Here is a 17,485-nt window from a genome sequence, read left to right as displayed (position 1 = left end):
CATCCCCACAGGGACATGAACCAAAATTAAGTAGCGTTTAATAAAAGCACGTTACCTGATTCATCAATGTATCTAATGCGAATTCATAAGGCAAATATGTCAAAAGGAATTGAAGAATTAACAAATATTTTCCAATTGAAACGATTGCTACAAGTTTGAAAACGAAATTAAAAATTTATTACTCAGGGAACTTTTCCGGAAGACTGTGGTCCCCACCTTCTGAGGGTAAAAATGATCTTAAACTAATTTTATCCAACCTGGACTAATATAAAGAGTTATAAACCTTCCTTCGCAATATTGTCTAAATACTTTGCCTCGAATTTATATCTAAGATCATCGCGCCAAGTTCGGCTTATTCCCAAATACTTATTCAGTAATCCTGCATTTTTATAATTACCGTAAATAATGTCTTTAATTTCCGCCTTACGCTTTTCAAGCTTCGGACTAATGGAACGCGAATGAGTTACAAAAAGCTTAAATATCCCTTTGACAAGAAGATCCTGCTTATTGAATATATGCACTTTGTTATTATATTTGTCCTTCGCTTTAATAAACCAACGTGAAGCCATCGGATATTTGTCCAAAAGTTTAATATAGTCTTTATTCGAAATCATGATCTTTGGAGGATTAAGCTCTCGCGCCTTTTTGATTGATTTAGTTCGAGTAAATTCGCCATGTTTTTCTAAAATATACTCATATACTTCGGAATATCTTTTAAGTCTCAAGTCTCTTATAGTCCATTTAATAGCGTAAGAATAAAAAATGGGTTTAGGGTATGGCACAAGAGGCAATGATCGAATTTCTTGTTGTATCGACCTCAATTCTTTTTGGAGAGAAAGTAAATACTTTTGCTTCTTCGTTATTTCCGCGCTTTTACTATTTTTCATTTCGAAGAGTTAACCAAATCAATTCCGTACTTAGATCTTAGAACAATTATTTATTAAAATTCCTTAATTATCTAAAGAAAAATAAAAACTGCGAGTATTTGATATATATCAACCCAATCCATACAACAAATAAATGTTTGGTGACCGCATGTGACACCCAATGTCAAAATGGGAATATTAAAAGATAAAATGATCTCGGATATGATCCTTCACGGCTATTCAGATAAATCCATAAAAACCTACACAGATTGCATGACAATTTTCACTCAGCATTTCAAGATCTCTCCCCTTGATATGAATCCGACACACGTATATAATTTCTTCCTTCACTTAAGGAAAACAAAGTTAGCCGAATCATCTATAGTCGTGTACTATAGCGCAATTTTGCTATTTTATACTTTTGCCAATAGAAAATATATGATGAACCTAATTCCGATACCGACGAAAGGAAGAAAAATTGCAACTGTGTTAAACAGAACTGAGATCGCCAGTTTTTTGGAACATTGCATTACACTTAGAGAAAAAGCAATCTATACATTAATATATTCTTCTGGAATCAGATCAGGAGAGTTAGAGAAGCTTAAAGTCAACTGTATAGACTTTGAAAGAAAATCAATCTTTATACAAGCAGGAAAGAACAATTGCGAACGCTATGCGATTCTTTCTGACCAGGCCGCATTCTTACTCCAACAATATATCGTAAGTTATCGTCCGATTTCCCATCTCTTCTATTCGTCAAAAGGCAAGAACTTTTCTATGAGTTTAAGAAGGATTCAGGCTAGATTTAAAATAATAGCAAGCGAAGCAGGTATCACCAAAAACGCAACCGTGCATACGTTAAGACATTCATTCGCAACGCATCTTTTAGAAGATGGCTATAGCATCTTCTATATTCAAAAGTTACTCGGCCATCTTTCAATACACAGCACCTTGATTTATCTACATGTAAGTCCGCATCATTTAGCAGAAATACCAAGTCCAATCGAAAAAGTACCGATTGCAAAAATGGGAATATTCGAAACAGATTCGCAATATGACTTAGGAATTTCGATGCTTTAAAAAAGGAATGCTCATAGATTCTCTCGACTGGCGTAAAGTAACATTATTACTATAATGAATTTACATTTCTTCCTTTATCAATTATAAAATCAGGACTAAGTTTTCCCCTGGAGGATCTACCAATGGGGCTTCCCAGATATTTACAAAACATGAAACGAGAAATCTTAAATGAGATTAATGCCGACTCTCTAAGCAGAAATACACTTATGAAATTCATAAATTTCAATCTAAATAGTACAATTATATATAATCCTCATCCTCGCATGCATTGGCCAATATATGTAAAGCACAAGCCAATCTATCATGAGTTTGAAACTGAAGGGAGAAAAGTAGATCCAGAGAAATACTACTTGAGCCTACGCGACCCAAGCTATTGCATTAATCAAGTATTGAAAGATCATTACGGATTCTTTAGACTCAAATATCGCGAGAGGCTAGATTTCGAAGAAACTACATCTTATTTCTTTATTAAATTCCAAAGACGTAAATCAAACGGAACTTGGACACGAATAGAAGAGAACCGAAGAGTAAAAATCAAATTTAGGCAGACCAAATGGTTAGAAAAGGTTAACACGAACAAACAAAACGCACATATCGCCGAATGGAACTCAAATCAACTTCTGTATGATGTAAAATATAATAGAAAATACAATACCCGCGGCTTTCCACCCACGCTAAGTCGCCTTATTTTCGAAAGAGACCTCTACACTTGTCAAATTTGTGGGATAACAAAAGAAGAAGCAATGAAGAAAGGTCTCCATATGGAGGCGGATCATATAGTCGAGTGGGAAGATGGAGGTGAAACCTCTTACAAAAACGGCCAAACACTCTGCTCGCAATGCAATAAAGCGAAGTATCATTTTAAGAGATTAATGTCAGGATACGGGAAGAAAACCAGTAATAATATGCATAGGAAAATCAATAACGATCAAAGAATTAAGATAACACGCCTAACAATAAAGGAAGGACGTCGACTTTCAATAGAAAATTGGTTCAAAATCAACCAAGACACTTGAGAACTCTTTGTCTAAAAACTAATTACGTCCGGTGATACTTTGAGATTTTAATTATTGAATTCGAAGATATTTGTACTTATAATTTTTAGATCTTGTCCCAATTTTTCAACCTGTCCATTTTCCCTTTCAAACACCCATGTCTTACTCGCCATATCAATATTTATAAATCTGTAGCCAATTTTTTTATCTCTATATATTCCATCCTTCTTTCCTGGCTCAACATAGCCGGGATCTAAATCTTCCCGGACTGAGCATCTTACTTTTATCGTTTTATCCGATCGAGTCCAGCTATCACAGGATAAATGCCAAGTATGTGCATACTCTACAAATATTTTGTCTTCCACTAAGCTAATCGAGGCATTTCCAGACACTTTGCTTGCATCCGATATCCCTTCTAAAGTTAAACTAAAATCAGTTTTCGTCTGACTATCCGCATTCGTATAAGTAAGCTCAATATCATTACCAGCGGTTTCTTTTTTATATTCTAACTCCTCTTTTGCTTTCCTAAGGTCAGCCTCTTTCTTCGTGATTGCGTTTTCATCGAAAGAATCCGATAGTATTTCATTGCTATTTATGCTAATCTCGCTAATGCAAGTATCATTGGCTTTCCCTTTATATACAGAAAGAATAATGAATTTCAATCTATCTGTTTCAAGCTTTTCCGGAAACCGAATCACAGAACTTTCCGGTTGATCAATGATGGTAAAATTATACTTTTTCCCATTAGCTTCTTCAACTTCGATATCCTTTACTCTATTGTTATTAGAAAAAAGTTTTCCGTAGGCATATCCATTCTTAATTAGGAAGCTATCGATCACTTTTTTATCAGGAAAATTTAGCGTAATAGTTTCGCCAATTCCTTCGGTATTAGTTCCTTCACACCAAGGGTCCAAAAAATCATCAAAAAGCTTGTTACCAGAATAGGTTGTTTCACCTTCACTCAGAAAGCTGCTTACTACAACCTCAGATGGCTCAACTCCCAAATGTACTTCTTTGTTTTTACATGCTGTGATGGTTAGTAAAAGTAGAACGAAGCAAATACGATTCATCGAAAAAATCTCTTAAAGAATTTAATAACGACCACTTAGTAACCTTAATGATTTAATATCAATTCTTTTTGCCCAAAAGGGGGTTTGCAATATTCATTGGGCGAACTTATTTCCAGATGAAACTTCAATTGAGGATAAAAGAAAAAAGAAAACGCTTGTCAAGAAAGTCCTCGAAAATAAAAGTAAAGTCGAAAAATAAATAATGTATTTCTAATATTAATTATATAATATCCAAGTTCCGATAATCGCTATTTATTCTCTTTCGAACACTGGCCGATTAAGTGAAAATTAAATGTAGCTCATTTGGAAGTCAGCCCGGAACAAAGTTGTATATAGAAACCTATATAAATGCTAAACAAGGATTTTGTAAATGGGTAAATTTAAAAAAAGTGTCATCTTAAGTATATTTATATTATTTAATATTGGTATTTATCCCGAGGAACACTACAATTTACCTCCCTTAATCTTAGAAAAAGTTCAGCCGGCAATGGTCGAAGGTATGGAAGTTAACTCGGATCAATGCTATTCATTTTGGGATAAAAATTTAGAGAAAAGGAATCAAGGGATAGATTTCTCAGTAGATGAGGCTATTAAAAATGGAAGGGAGTGGGTAGCAAATCAATACCCTGATAATAATTTTGATATCAAATTAACTAGTATAGGTCTTTATAATAAAGGAATCGGACTTAAATACAGTCAATATTTACGCGGGGTTAAAAGTTTAACATTAGCTGTTCATTTAATTATTGGGAAATACGGCGTTTCAAGTGCATATTTATGCTATCGGAAAATTAGAGAACTTGAGATTCCGAAAAAAACATTCTGCACTGAAGAACAAGCTCTAACGCTCTGGGAGAACCATGCTAAACAAAAGTATAAAGATTACAGCCTAATGGCGACATTTTTGTATTTAGAATATTATAGGATTGAGAATTCAGATTCTTGGAGAATGGAGCCATTTTACAATATAAGAGCTCACGATATTAAAACTGAATTTAGAGTAAATTTATACTCATGTGAAGTTGTTACCTTCGATAGAAAAATTTGAGTGCAACATTTTAGCTTAAAGCGAGATAGTTTACTTATAATCTTTCTTACTAAAAGTGTAACCCATGTGACTGGTTTAAGGTGTTACCTATGTGGTTGATCGTTCAAATATAACAAGAACGCAAAGCGACAGATTGTCCATTATGGGAAGTAAGCTCTATTATATATCCGGCCATCATTCTAAATTAATAAATTTCATCCTCTGGATTCGCATAGCATTCAAAATTGCTAAGAAAGACACCCCCACATCTGCAAAAACTGCCTCCCACATTGTTGCAAGTCCCCCTGCCCCTAAAACTAAGACTATAACTTTGATAGCAAATGTAAGAATTATGTTTTGCCAAACCACTTTCTGCGTTTCTTTCCCAATTCTTACTACAGTTGGTATTTTTGTAGGCTTATCATCCTGAATTACTATATTCGAAATTTCAATTGTTGCATCGCTTCCGATGCCACCCATAGCAATTCCCACATCACTCACTGCAGCTACCGGAGCATCGTTAACTCCATCTCCCACAAATGCGACAGATTCAAATTTAGATTTTAATTCTTTTACCTTTTCTACTTTATTTTCCGGTAAAAGATCACCAAAATAATCCCTCACCCCAATGTTCTCTGCGACAAAGCGAACTACTGAAGACTTGTCTCCACTCAGTATCATTGTTCGTATATTCAAACGATGTAATTCTTCTATAGTTATTCGAGCATCTTCTTTAATTTTATCAGCTATAATAAGATAACCTGCAAATTTATTATCAATAGAAAAAGCAATAGTCGTGTTGATGAAGCTAGCAGGATCTACATTATAACTTATTTGGAACTTATCCAACAGCTTAAAGTTGCCAACTAAAATCTCCCTTCCATTAATTAGCGCTTTCATCCCTAAACCCGGCACTTCTTCTATATTCCCAACGCTCAGATCTCTATTGATTTCACCCACATAATTGTGAACTGCAGTTGCGACCGGGTGAGTAGACTTACTCTCAATTAAATTTATATAATCTAAAACCTTCTTTTTGTCAAAACCAGGACGTATACTGACTTCCTGAATTTCAAATATACCTTCCGTTAAGGTCCCAGTCTTATCCATTACTACATTTCGAATTGAAGCCATCGCATCTAAGTAATTGGATCCTTTAACAAGAATACCACTCTTAGATGCGGCTCCGATCCCGCCAAAATAACCCAACGGAATCGAAATAACCAAAGCACAAGGGCAAGAGATTACCAAAAAGATTAGAGCTCGATAGAACCAATCGTTGAATACATAAGTGTCTAAATAAAAATATGGGATAAAACAAATTCCTACCGCGAGGAGAACGACGATAGGAGTATAGATCTTAGCAAATTTTCGGATAAACTTCTCAGTCGGAGCTTTCTGGGTAGCAGCCGCTTCCATAAGGGTTAAAATTTTTGATAGTTTACTATCCTGATAGGCTGTTGTTATTTTAATTTCAATTACGGAATTTAAATTTATCATACCAGCAAGAACTGTATCACCTTGTCGCTTTGTATCCGGTTTACTTTCTCCGGTTAATGCAGCCGTATTAAAACTCGCTGATTCTGATAAAAGTTCTCCATCTAAAGCCAGTTTTTCACCTGGCTTCAGTTGAATTATCTCTCCAATCAATACCTCAAAGGCCTTCTTTTCAAAATACTCATTTCCGTTCATGATAAGCACTGTATCCGGTCTTTGATCTAGTAAGTTTTTTATATTTAGTTTCGCTCTCTCTACAGATAGGTTTTGAAAAACCTCACCGATAGAGTAAAACAACATCACGGCGACTCCTTCTGGATATTCCTCCAAATAGAATGCCCCCATTGTAGCAATACTCATCAGTAAGAACTCGGTAAATATCTCTCCATCTTTCAAACTTTCCAGGGCCTCTTTGATTACAGGAAACCCAACAGGTATATACGCCAAAAAGTAAAAACTAAACCGAACCCAACCATGAAAGAAGGTATTGGAAAAATAGTTTTCCAGTATAATTCCCAAGATCAAAAGAAGAAATGAAAGTGTTACCGGAAGGAAAACCTTAAGGTTTTTCAGCTTTTCTTCATTCTCTATTTCTTTATTCATATTATAATTCCTTAATAATTATTCTTACATCATTAACAAAGTAGTTAAGGAATTATAATTTATTCTTTCTCTAACCAGTAATAGAAGACTGGTAAGATAATTAGAGTCAAAATCGTTGATGAAACAATTCCTCCAATCACAACTGTCGCTAAAGGTTTTTGAACTTCTGAACCGAGTCCTGATCCGAACGCCATCGGCAAAAATCCGAAAGAGGCTACTAGAGCGGTCATGATAACCGGCCGAATCCGACTAGTTGCTCCTTCAGTTACAGCCTGTTCAACTGTCACTTTAGGATTGTCTCTTAACCGATGAATCGTATCTAATTTTACCAATCCATTCAATACTGCAATTCCGGATAATGCGATAAAGCCTACATATGCAGATACGCTTAAAACCATTCCTCTAAAGAATAGAAACCATATCCCTCCTGTTAAAGCAAATGGAACACAGAAGAATACAAGTATTGCTTGGCGGAATGATCCAAGACCCATGTATAGAACTACGAATATCATAAAGAGTGTTGAAGGAATGATCACCAATAGCTTGGTTTTTGCACTTTCAAGATTCTTTATTTGCCCTCCCCAAAATACAGAGTATCCAGGAGGTATTTGCAGAGAATTTACCTTGTCCTTAGCTTCTTGATAGAAGCTCTCCAAATCTCTTCCTCTTAAATTTACAGACACCGCAACGAAACGCCTTGCTTGATTTCGAGAAATTGTCATCACCTTTTCGGTCTTTTCTATCGAAGACATTAAACGGATTGGAAGCATCCCACCATCTTGTGTACCAATGTTTATATTGGCAATTTCCGCCTCACGATTTCTAAAATCTTCAGATAACCACATTTTGATTGGGAATCGCAGCTCTTCTTCGTAGTAACCTCCTACCTCGAAACCGCTCATCGTTGCCTCAACAGAAGCGTTCAAGGCAGGCAAATCAACATCATAATAATTTAATTTAACTAAATCCGGAACAATATCAATTACCTTGGCCTTTCTCAAAGCCATAATCGGATCTAATTCTACCTCTTCAGCTCCCCTTATACTTTCCAATGTATTCTTCAAAGTCTCTTGCAATTCAAATAATACATTCAGGTCCTTTCCTAAAATCCTAACGCTGATATCTGCCCGACTCCCCTCCATTAATTCGTTAAATCGCGCCTCTAATGGTTGGCTCAATGTTAACTCCGACTCTGGAAATTTTTCAGATACAGTTGTGTGTATTTTATCTAAAAAGGCTTCCCATTTCTCAGTCACCAAGAGATCGGACAGTGATTCTTTTTTCAGAATGATAAAGGTATCTGCGTTAAACGGCCCCATTGGGTCGTTAGCTACAGAACTCGTTCCTACCCTTGAAAAAACACCTTGAACTTCGGGAAGAGTTAAGAGCAGTTTCTCAACCTCTTTTTGTTCCCTAATACTTTCCTCGATGCTCACATTGCCTTCTCGAACAATAACAAGCATCAAGTCCCCTTCAGTAAGTTTTGGCAAAAATACAGTCCCTAAACGAGTGTATAAAAATCCTGAAAGAAGAAAGAAAAACAGTGATGAGAGAGCAATCATCTTAGGTCTTTCGAGCATCTTTGGTAAAAAATTTCTATACCACGTCACGAACTTACTTTCTTTCTCTGCATGAACATTCTTACTGTTTGGCGTCATAAAGAAATACAGCAACGGAGGAAGAAAGAATATAGCAAGAATCAAGCTAAACCCTAAAGCTAACAGGACTGTCTCTGCCATTGGTCGAAACATCTTGCCTGGAATACCGTCCAAACTCAAAATAGGAAGATACACCAACATAATAACAATAATCCCAAAAGTCACAGGTTTCAAAACCTCAATCGAGGATTGAAAAATTATCTGCCTCTTCTCTGCGTTATTAGAATAGGATTGCTTTTCGAATCTAGACAATACGCTTTCTGCAATTACAATTGAGGCATCTACTAAAAGACCGAAATCAATTGCCCCGAGACTCATTAGGTTTGCAGAAATCCCAAAGTATTTCATACCGAGAGATGCGAGTAGCATAGAACCGGGAATTATAGAAGCGACGATTACTGCTGCTCTCCAATTTCTAAGAATGAAGAACAACGTAATGATTACAAGAATTGCACCTTCTCCTAGATTTCTTAATACAGTATTAATTGTTGCATTTATTAGAAAAGATCTCTCCAAAAGAACACTAACTTCTACATCCTGAGGAAGAGTCAGCTTTTGGACAGCTTGATTAAGTTCATCATTCACTCTTTCACTATTCTCGCCTCTTAGCATTAAGGCAGTTCCGAGAATTATTTCTTTTCCTCCGGCAGTTGCTCCTCCGAGTCTGAATTTTCCATGTTCTTTTACTTCTGCAATGTCCGATACACGTATAGCACCACCGCTTGCCATTCTTTGTACAGGAATCTTTTCAATTTCTTGCAAATGGTTTTTTATTCCATTAATCCTAACGATCGCAATCTCCTTACCTCTCGAAATGATCCCACCACTAAAATTCTCTCCTAATGTAGAGAGAGTCTCGATCAGCTTGTCAATAGTAAGACCCCATCTTGCCATCTTGGAAGGAACTAAATCGATATGTATTTCCTTTTCATATCCGCCGTTCGAATCCACTTCCACAATACCAGGAACCATGGATTTTAATTGGGGACGGACTACATAATCTTGAATAGTTCTCAGATATAATAGCCTCTTCTCATCTGTCATCTTTTCCAATTCTGAACCGGGTTTAGCTTGAACTGAATAGAAAAATATTTCACCTAAACCAGTAGAGTTAGGTGCAACTTCCGGTGAAACATCATCCGGGAGTTTATTTTTGGCACTCGATAACCTCTCTAATACAAGAGACCTTGCCAAATATATATCCGTACCTTCTTTAAAGATTAAAGTTAAATTAGAAAGTCCGAATTTAGAAACAGAACGAATATCAATTAAATTAGGCAACCCCATCAATTCCGTCTCTAGAGGAAAGGTAACAAGCTTCTCTACTCTCTCCGGGTCTAACGGCCCGGTATTTGTAGTTACAATAACCTGTACATTTGTAATATCCGGCACAGCGTCTATTGGCACCTGCTTAAGATTAAAGAAAGAATAAATAAAAAGAAATAATACGATCCCTATAGATAGAATCGAATTATTTAGAACCGTATTTAAAAGTTTGCTCAGCATTTTTCAATACTCCTATAATGTCTTTTTCATTGGTGATATATAGAAGATTGAGAAATGCTTCTATATGCGTTTGTTGCGCATCCAATATGGCATGGTATGTTTCGTGAAGTTGATTCTCCAACTCCAGATAACTTAAAATTTGAATCCGAGATCTGGAAAATTCAGTATCCGCGAAGGTAAGGTCATTCTCAATTTCTTCCAGCTTAGACAAATCGAATAATTTAATATTAACTTTCGATTTCTCATATTCCAAAATTGTTTGCCGAAGATTCATTCTAATTAGATTCTCTTGCTGCAGTACGTTATTCGATTTTGCGTCCAAATTTTTTGCAGCGGAGGCAACTTTATTTTGATATTGATCCCATACTGGAACCCTGAACTTTAAACCCACATCGAAATATCTGTTTGCAACCCCAGATTTATCTTCTCCAACCTGGCCAATCACTGCATAGTCGGGATATTTTTCCAAACTAGCTAAGCGATATTCAGTTCTTGCTTTCTCTACTTCTCCTCTTGCAGTCAATAGCATCGGGTTGTTATCAATGGCTTTTTTTTCCAAATCGCTTTGATCAAAACGAATCCCGTCTTTAAAAAAGGGCAAAGACAACAAAGGAACCGAATCAAATCTAAGATACAAATTCATTGATTCGTAATTCTTTGAGGAGAGTAACTCTAAATCATTAAAATGTTTCTTTAAAGTCAGTATCCTTCTTTCCAAAATGAATAAATCAGTTTTGGCTTGAGGAGTTATAAAAGGTCTTGATCTGATATAATTTTCGATTATAGCAAGTCTACGTAGCCTCTCTTTCACATGGCCTCTATTTATATCAGCCATAAGATATCGATAAGCAAATTTTACTGCATTCAGTCGCACTGAGTTTGTAGCTTCAATAACTTGTATTTCTTTAATCTTGGAATCATTATCCACTAAGAGTTGTTTTAACTCTTTTCTTCCGGGGAAATAAATAGGCTGCTCTACTTGAAAAGAATATTCAAAGCCGGACTCATTTGCAGCCTTTCTCTGACCATAATCCATGGATAGAATGGGGTTCTGAGTCATCCCCTCTTGCCTCTTTCTAAAATAAAGGCTTTCTAAGTCTGAGCTTAAAGAGAGAAGTAATGGTGAATTGCGTTCTGCAATTTCGACAACATTCTCCATTGTAATCTTTGCCGATTTTTTCTCTGCAGGTTCAGCTCCAAAATTAGGAACAACACTTAAAGAGAAAAATATGATCGATAAAACGAATTTGTTTAAATTAATAATTCTATAGAGGTAAATATTCCTCTTAAATAAATAGCAGTACACAGCTAACCTCCACGTTTTAAACTTAACTGTCTAAAAACGTGGATATTTAAATTAGAATTCGGATGGTATTAAGGCTAAAGATCGGATCAGAATGGACATCAATTGGAAAGATCGAATCTCGCAACTCTGAAATAGCAATTTCGATATTTAACAACGAATCTACAAAAAATATATAACTGCTTAGAAATGAAAGATGAGCAAAAGAGCTAAAAAACTTCTCTTTGTACGATATGTTTATACTACCAGTATCCCATTCGCAATCAGACTCCTCTTGCGGCGCTGAAGGCTCATGAGACAAATCCGAACCATGCATTTCACTTAATTCAATAGGACTCACCGAATCAAATCTGCATAACCTATTACAATTAATAGATAAAATACATGCAGAAAGGAACGATAAGCTTAACAGAATTTTATGCAAGCTCGGAATCATAATCAAAACTTTAGACGGACTAAAAGTTTGTAAATAACAAATTATTTAAAACTAATTAGCCCCAAAGGCGATAATGATAATTCAGAATCAAATTTGTATGAGTTATAATATATATAGCGAAAATCAATAAAAACGGCCCGAATCCTGAATTCCAGCGTATCTGAAACAATTATATGAATAGAAATGAAAGGATTATCTATTTCTAATTTATTCAAATTCGGATAGAAGGTTAACCTAAATCAATAAAATTCGATTCTTCTCTTTGAAATAATAACTAACAATGCGTTCTAAATAGATCTGTATCGATTTATCTACAAGTTTGCTAAAAACGATTTCATTATACGATTATAGCCGTATTAATAATTCCTACTCTATCAAAACTATAAATTACTCTTAAACTCATTCAAAGCTCGTTTGTATTTTTTGTTTGACGAATTAAACTCGGCCAAGGATTTCTTCAATCATTCGGAATTGCATTTAAATTTGTTTCTACTCAATTTAATAAAATCAATTCTATTCCTTGCATTGACTCCCGGACTACTTGTGCCTAACGAAGGATTTATCTGGGAAAAATTGTTTTCGAAAAGCCGAATCTGCAACTGTAATCATAATTCAAAACGAGATATCCATGCAAGCGCAGAAGACGATTTCTTTCGTAACATTCGTCTGGTGAATACAAGTTTCACCGAAAAAACGAACCGACCCAATTGCCATTCACATCCGGAAAGCCCTGTTCACGAATGCGCTTGTAAAAAGGAAAAATCAGATCCTTTCTTCTCACAAATACGTCTTATCTCTCATTATGTTATCGCTTCCAAAATTTCCCTGAGTCCTGTCATAGAATATTCCTTTCCGATGAAAGGCATAGACTTTGCAAAACTAACTTTAGCTCACGGAAAAAGACTCAAACGACCACCTAAATCAATTTACATATCTTAATTCCAATTTCGCTTTCGGAAGTTCGCAAGTAACGTCCGGAGTAATTTTTAAACAACTTATAATATTCAGGAATATAAATATGTTATTTCGTTATATACAGATGACTGCGGTCACTCTATCTCTATTCATCTTTAATTGTTCTCAACTTGGATTCGTTCCTAAAGAAGAATCTTCAAATCAAATACTAATGCAAACTCTCTTTGGAATCTCCACCGAAGAAGGATGTTCGATCAAAAATCTTTCGCCCATTTCGAATACCCTCTCCTATTTAATCCCGCAAAGAATTGGCTATGATTTGTATAATTGTTCGCCTGCCGATCTGAAAAGTTTGGGATTGATTGGGAATCTATCCGAATTGGCGGAAGGCATTAGCGGAAATTCTTCGAACGCGAACTTTTATAGCTCGGGTAATATCGCTTTACCAAGCTCTAACGGCGGAACAAATCTTGAGGTTTCCTTCTCTCTAAAATCCGGAGGCAGTCTTACTACCTATGTTTATGGATCTGGAAATCCAATCTCCGGACCAGCAATTCGTTTAAGTGATTCGAGTCGGGAACAATTCTATTCAAGTATGACCAACGATTTCGAAACGATTAGCCAAAGCACATCCGCCTTAACTTCGAATACGAATCATATATACTGTATAGACTTCCAATATGCCAACTCCGAACAGTGGATCAATGCTTGGCCAAAGAAATGTTCTCAGATTTCGCAATCCGAACGTAACTCGATGATGATGTTCCCGGTAATGCAAATGATGGATGTCCCATCCTATTCGGGAAGTCGCATCGGTTTCGTACTCAACGGAGCCAAACTTACCTCTTTTGCGATCGGATCGATTATATCACAAGTCGATTGATCATCCTAAATGAGGGTCGCTTCATAGCGGCCCTCATTCTTGATTCGGAGTTAAAAATGAAACATTATATTATTCTTTTCCTTCTTCTTCTGCATATTTCTTTCCAAAGCCTCTTACCTGTAGAACCGGAAAATTCCAAAACGGTCATCGAAGAAGATCCTCATGCGCAACATCGTAAGGCAACCTCACAAGAACAGTCCCACAGCCACGGAACCAGAGCGGACGAAATCGCACCTGCAGGATTAATGTTTCCGCATGTTCACAAGAAAGATTCCTGGTTATTAGATTTCCGTTATATGGGAATGAACATGTCAGGTTTATTGAATGGAAGTAAATCGATGGGAACTTATGAGGCTCTTTGGTTTCCACAATTCGACCCTAGCGTATCCATGCCAACGGGAAGTTTGTTAACCGGAGGACCGAGCATTCCCCAAACCTCCGTCAACGGTTATCGATATATGTCCGTTCCCAAGACTATGCTCATGGAAAGTTACATGACAAGTGCAATGTACGGGCTGTCAGATGATACGATGGTAATGTTTATGGTGCCGGTCTTACGAAACCAAATGATGATGGAGACAAGTAATTTTGACTCCTCCCAAATGAAATCGGCAGGTGTCGGAGATATTTCCTTTTCAGCAGCACATCGTGTTTTCCAACGAAACAACAATGAGTTTTTCTTAAACTTTGGAATCTCCCTACCTACAGGATCAATCGATCAAAGAGATTGGATGCCGATGATGGGAGATCAAAAAGTTCCCTACAATATGCAGCTTGGGACAGGAACAATCAATTACTTACCCGGAATCGCGTATTCAGGGAAGTCTGATCGATTTTCCTGGGGTCTTGGAGCTAATGCAAATCTACGCAGTTCAAAAAACGAGAACCAATATCGTTTTGGAAATATCTATGATATTAATTCTTGGATCGCCTACTCTATCTTTTCTTGGACGAGTATTTCAATTCGAGTTCAAGCTAGCTATTGGGAGAATATAAAAGGAAGAGACGGCTCCCTGGATCCGAAAATGGATCCACAGAATGATCCGAATCGGCAGGGAGGAAACAGAACGGACTTACTTCTCGGTATGAATTTTCTTGTAGTCGAACGGATTCGATTCGGATTCGAAACTGGAAAACCTTTCCATCAGCATTTGAATGGGCCTCAATTGGCCATGCAAACTCTTTTCAATACCTTCCTTCGGTTTGATCTGAATTGATATATAGTAAATAAAAATTTTATTTCTTGCAATGTAATGTGGCCGGGTCTAAAACATCCGGCTTTTTGAAAACGTGTAGTATATTATAATATTTAATCTTTCTAAATTAGCACAATTTCCGATGAGACAGATTCCCCATTATGGGAAGTTACCTATTGCATCACGTAATAATCTACTCCAAATGAATCTGGAAAATCAGATAAAAATCTACTCCAAATCTTAAGAATCAAACTTCTCTGCGTTCCAATCTAACTTAGGTTGGTCCATAAAGATTGATTCGGAAGTTCGCAAGCCACAGGAATTACACTGAATCCAATAGCGCCATTCGCTACTTTCTGCTTTTCTCTTTCTGAACTTAACACCGAACCAATTCTTGCAGTCAGGGCATTTCTTTAAGTTTATGGACTGTCCTAAGAATTTTAGCATTATTACTTAATCGATCGAAGCTTTAATGAAGAGGACTTTGATAGATAACCCTTTCAAATGAAATATGCCAATAATCATGACATATCGACATGGTCAAGTTAACAAAATTAGAAGTTTTTCTGATTTTTGTTTATTGACATCTATTCCTTCTTATGTCTACCTTAATCCTATGTATAATGACGGCCTTTCGCTAGACGAAATTATAGCTTTTGCAAATGATGAGTTCCCGTTAGAATTCATTCACAGCCTTTCCGCAGAAATTCAAGAGTACACCACCTGGTATTCTGAGCAAATGAAGAAAAGGAAAGAATCTGAATTAATTGATAACGCAATCCCAATGCAATATCATAGTAAAATTCAAAACCTCTTATTAAAGAAAGCTAAGAGCTTCGGCCTTAAATCATCAAGAAATGACGATTGGGGAATTTATCACTATTGTGTTGTTGAAACAAGAAATTGCCGAATAATCATTCGAAACTCAAAATCCGATTTCGATACAGAATTAGTTAACCGGTATAGTATTTCAAATAAAGCCACCTTATATGGCGATAAATACTATTTCCATGGTCTTATTCCATTAATAATATCTTACGAAATAGATTCGTCAAATCGAGTTCGAATGGGACTTTATTTAAGAACCAGAGACGATGGGATGATCGCAATAAATCCAATCCTGAAAAAAGCGAAAGACTTAGGACCGGAAATTCTTCCAACAGAAAATCAAGCAGATCCAGGTTTTGAACCCCAGCCTTCACCTAAAGTTCAAATTAGAAAAAAGAAAGCGTAAGAAATGAATGAAGTTTTTCAAGGCAAGAGGCTTACATCAATAAGGGAAGCAAGAGGCTATACTATGCGCCAACTTGCGAGGCAACTCCAAGTTACGGTAACTGCCGTACAAGCCTGGGAATCGGGACGATCTCAACCGATTAAAGAGAATATACTTAGTTTATCTAATCTACTTAATGTCCCTTTAACTTATTTTTATAAGCCTGTAAATGAGCAGAAAAGAGTTAGTTCCAATGTCTTCTTCCGAAGTAGGGCAAATGCGCGCTTAGTTCAAAAAAAGATGGCTACGCGGAGAATAGAATGGCTTTTAGAATTAATTGATATTCTAAGTGAATATATTATCTTACCAGAAGTCAAAATTTTCGATATTTGTGATGGCAATAGATACGACTATTCCCCTTTCGAGATTGAGCAAATTGCGCAAGATGCGAGAACAGTTTTAAGATTAGCTGGGAATAGGCCAATTGAAAACATTACTTCATTATGCGAAAGCGCGGGTATCATAGTATCCCAATTTATGATCGCTAATTCTTTAGATGGCTTTTCTCTTTTAGCGAACTTTTCGAATGATTTACGACCCTTGATCTTAGCGGATACAATAAAGGATTCTCCTGGAAGATTGAGATTCAGCATTGCACATGAATTAGGTCATCTATTCTTACATAGGAATTTATCCGATCGCTTTGTCTTTGAAAAACAACATAAAGAAATAGAAACTCAGGCAAATCTATTTGCCGCAGCATTCCTTATGCCCTTGGAATCATTCACCGAGCGCGTCCATTTCTATGGGACAACGATGGAAGATATAATCCGGCTTAAGAAAGAATGGAGAGTTTCTATTACGGCCATCATACACAGGATGAGCGACTTAAAATTAATAAAAGATGAATACACTAAACGCTTGTACCAAAGGTTATCTTATCATGGATATCGGAAAAAGGAGCCCGGTGACGATTACATCCCGTATGAAGAACCTACTCTATTCAACCTAGCATTTGAAATCATGCGTGAAAATGATATAGACCCAATAAAAATAATTCGAGAGAGGATGTCAATATCAGGGCGAGATATTGATGATCTCATTGGAAAAGATTTTTTTGGAAAAGAATTTTATAGACAAGCATTAGATAAGGTTGTACCGATCAATTTTTTTCAAAATAGCAAAAACTAAAAAAAGTTTACATATGGCAACAAACCCACCGAAAGGCGACGGGTGT

General features: G+C 36.3%; 12 protein-coding genes. 7 read left to right on the top strand and 5 right to left on the bottom strand.

Annotated elements, in window-relative coordinates:
* Positions 1 to 275: 275 nt before the first annotated feature.
* A complete protein-coding gene (locus LEP1GSC192_RS04420) occupies positions 276 to 887 on the bottom strand; it encodes a hypothetical protein (RefSeq protein ID WP_008590240.1) in 612 nt (203 codons plus the stop codon).
* A gap of 168 nt (positions 888 to 1,055) precedes the next feature.
* Between LEP1GSC192_RS04420 and LEP1GSC192_RS04415 the strand changes: the two genes are divergently transcribed.
* Together LEP1GSC192_RS04415 and LEP1GSC192_RS04410 are read left to right on the top strand one after the other, a co-directional pair.
* The gene (locus LEP1GSC192_RS04415; RefSeq protein ID WP_036089031.1) at positions 1,056 to 1,946 is read left to right on the top strand and encodes a tyrosine-type recombinase/integrase; all 891 of its coding nucleotides are present in this window, start codon (positions 1,056 to 1,058) and stop codon (positions 1,944 to 1,946) included.
* Positions 1,947 to 2,095: 149 nt separating this feature from the next.
* Positions 2,096 to 2,962, top strand: a complete 867-nt coding sequence (locus LEP1GSC192_RS04410; RefSeq protein WP_232420955.1) for an HNH endonuclease — start codon at positions 2,096 to 2,098, stop codon at positions 2,960 to 2,962.
* A gap of 47 nt (positions 2,963 to 3,009) precedes the next feature.
* Here the strand turns inward: LEP1GSC192_RS04410 and LEP1GSC192_RS04405 are convergent, their stop codons facing one another.
* On the bottom strand, positions 3,010 to 4,011 hold the full coding sequence (locus LEP1GSC192_RS04405; RefSeq protein WP_008591546.1) for a hypothetical protein: 1,002 nt from the start codon (positions 4,009 to 4,011) through the stop codon (positions 3,010 to 3,012).
* A 370-nt stretch (positions 4,012 to 4,381) separates the two neighbouring features.
* Here LEP1GSC192_RS04405 and LEP1GSC192_RS04400 point away from each other — a divergent pair, with 370 nt between their 5' ends.
* Positions 4,382 to 5,059 (top strand): hypothetical protein, encoded by a 678-nt coding sequence (locus tag LEP1GSC192_RS04400; RefSeq protein WP_008589401.1) that lies wholly within the window; start codon positions 4,382 to 4,384, stop codon positions 5,057 to 5,059.
* Between the two features lie 174 nt (positions 5,060 to 5,233).
* On the opposite strand, the gene LEP1GSC192_RS04395 is transcribed toward LEP1GSC192_RS04400, so the two are convergent.
* The 3 genes from LEP1GSC192_RS04395 to LEP1GSC192_RS04385 are packed head-to-tail and all read right to left on the bottom strand — an operon-like array spanning position 5,234 to position 11,608.
* Positions 5,234 to 7,138 (bottom strand): heavy metal translocating P-type ATPase, encoded by a 1,905-nt coding sequence (locus LEP1GSC192_RS04395; RefSeq protein ID WP_008591159.1) that lies wholly within the window; start codon positions 7,136 to 7,138, stop codon positions 5,234 to 5,236.
* Between the two features lie 59 nt (positions 7,139 to 7,197).
* The gene (locus LEP1GSC192_RS04390; RefSeq protein WP_008591556.1) at positions 7,198 to 10,302 is read right to left on the bottom strand and encodes an efflux RND transporter permease subunit; all 3,105 of its coding nucleotides are present in this window, start codon (positions 10,300 to 10,302) and stop codon (positions 7,198 to 7,200) included.
* Entirely contained in the window at positions 10,268 to 11,608 is a 1,341-nt protein-coding gene (locus tag LEP1GSC192_RS04385) for a TolC family protein (RefSeq protein WP_010514610.1), read from the bottom strand. The genes LEP1GSC192_RS04390 and LEP1GSC192_RS04385 overlap by 35 nt, the downstream gene beginning before the upstream one ends.
* Before the next feature lie 1,451 nt (positions 11,609 to 13,059).
* On the opposite strand from LEP1GSC192_RS04385, the gene LEP1GSC192_RS04375 reads away from it, so the two are divergent.
* The 4 genes from LEP1GSC192_RS04375 (at position 13,060) to LEP1GSC192_RS04360 (ending at position 17,439) form a co-directional block, all read left to right on the top strand.
* A complete protein-coding gene (locus LEP1GSC192_RS04375) occupies positions 13,060 to 13,839 on the top strand; it encodes a hypothetical protein (protein ID WP_008590697.1) in 780 nt (259 codons plus the stop codon).
* 56 nt (positions 13,840 to 13,895) lie between these two features.
* Positions 13,896 to 15,056, top strand: a complete 1,161-nt coding sequence (locus LEP1GSC192_RS04370; protein WP_008589764.1) for a transporter — start codon at positions 13,896 to 13,898, stop codon at positions 15,054 to 15,056.
* Positions 15,057 to 15,558: 502 nt separating this feature from the next.
* A complete protein-coding gene (locus LEP1GSC192_RS04365; protein WP_232420954.1) occupies positions 15,559 to 16,269 on the top strand; it encodes a hypothetical protein in 711 nt (236 codons plus the stop codon).
* A gap of 3 nt (positions 16,270 to 16,272) precedes the next feature.
* On the top strand, positions 16,273 to 17,439 hold the full coding sequence (locus LEP1GSC192_RS04360) for an ImmA/IrrE family metallo-endopeptidase (protein ID WP_020768708.1): 1,167 nt from the start codon (positions 16,273 to 16,275) through the stop codon (positions 17,437 to 17,439).
* Positions 17,440 to 17,485: the final 46 nt, after the last annotated feature.

This window comes from Leptospira sp. B5-022 (genome assembly GCF_000347035.1).
Lineage (GTDB): Bacteria > Spirochaetota > Leptospiria > Leptospirales > Leptospiraceae > Leptospira_B > Leptospira_B cinconiae.
Note: the sequence above shows the minus strand (reverse complement) of the source record. Positions and strands in the feature narration are given on the sequence as shown.

Coding starts and splice junctions, on each gene's coding strand:
- LEP1GSC192_RS04375 (WP_008590697.1), top strand. CDS start 13,060: ATGTTATTTCGTTATATACAGATGACTGCGGTCACTCTATCTCTATTC.
- LEP1GSC192_RS04360 (WP_020768708.1), top strand. CDS start 16,273: ATGAATGAAGTTTTTCAAGGCAAGAGGCTTACATCAATAAGGGAAGCA.
- LEP1GSC192_RS04395 (WP_008591159.1), bottom strand. CDS start 7,138: ATGAATAAAGAAATAGAGAATGAAGAAAAGCTGAAAAACCTTAAGGTT.
- LEP1GSC192_RS04420 (WP_008590240.1), bottom strand. CDS start 887: ATGAAAAATAGTAAAAGCGCGGAAATAACGAAGAAGCAAAAGTATTTA.
- LEP1GSC192_RS04410 (WP_232420955.1), top strand. CDS start 2,096: ATGAAACGAGAAATCTTAAATGAGATTAATGCCGACTCTCTAAGCAGA.
- LEP1GSC192_RS04405 (WP_008591546.1), bottom strand. CDS start 4,011: ATGAATCGTATTTGCTTCGTTCTACTTTTACTAACCATCACAGCATGT.
- LEP1GSC192_RS04390 (WP_008591556.1), bottom strand. CDS start 10,302: ATGCTGAGCAAACTTTTAAATACGGTTCTAAATAATTCGATTCTATCT.
- LEP1GSC192_RS04370 (WP_008589764.1), top strand. CDS start 13,896: ATGAAACATTATATTATTCTTTTCCTTCTTCTTCTGCATATTTCTTTC.
- LEP1GSC192_RS04365 (WP_232420954.1), top strand. CDS start 15,559: ATGACATATCGACATGGTCAAGTTAACAAAATTAGAAGTTTTTCTGAT.
- LEP1GSC192_RS04415 (WP_036089031.1), top strand. CDS start 1,056: ATGGGAATATTAAAAGATAAAATGATCTCGGATATGATCCTTCACGGC.
- LEP1GSC192_RS04400 (WP_008589401.1), top strand. CDS start 4,382: ATGGGTAAATTTAAAAAAAGTGTCATCTTAAGTATATTTATATTATTT.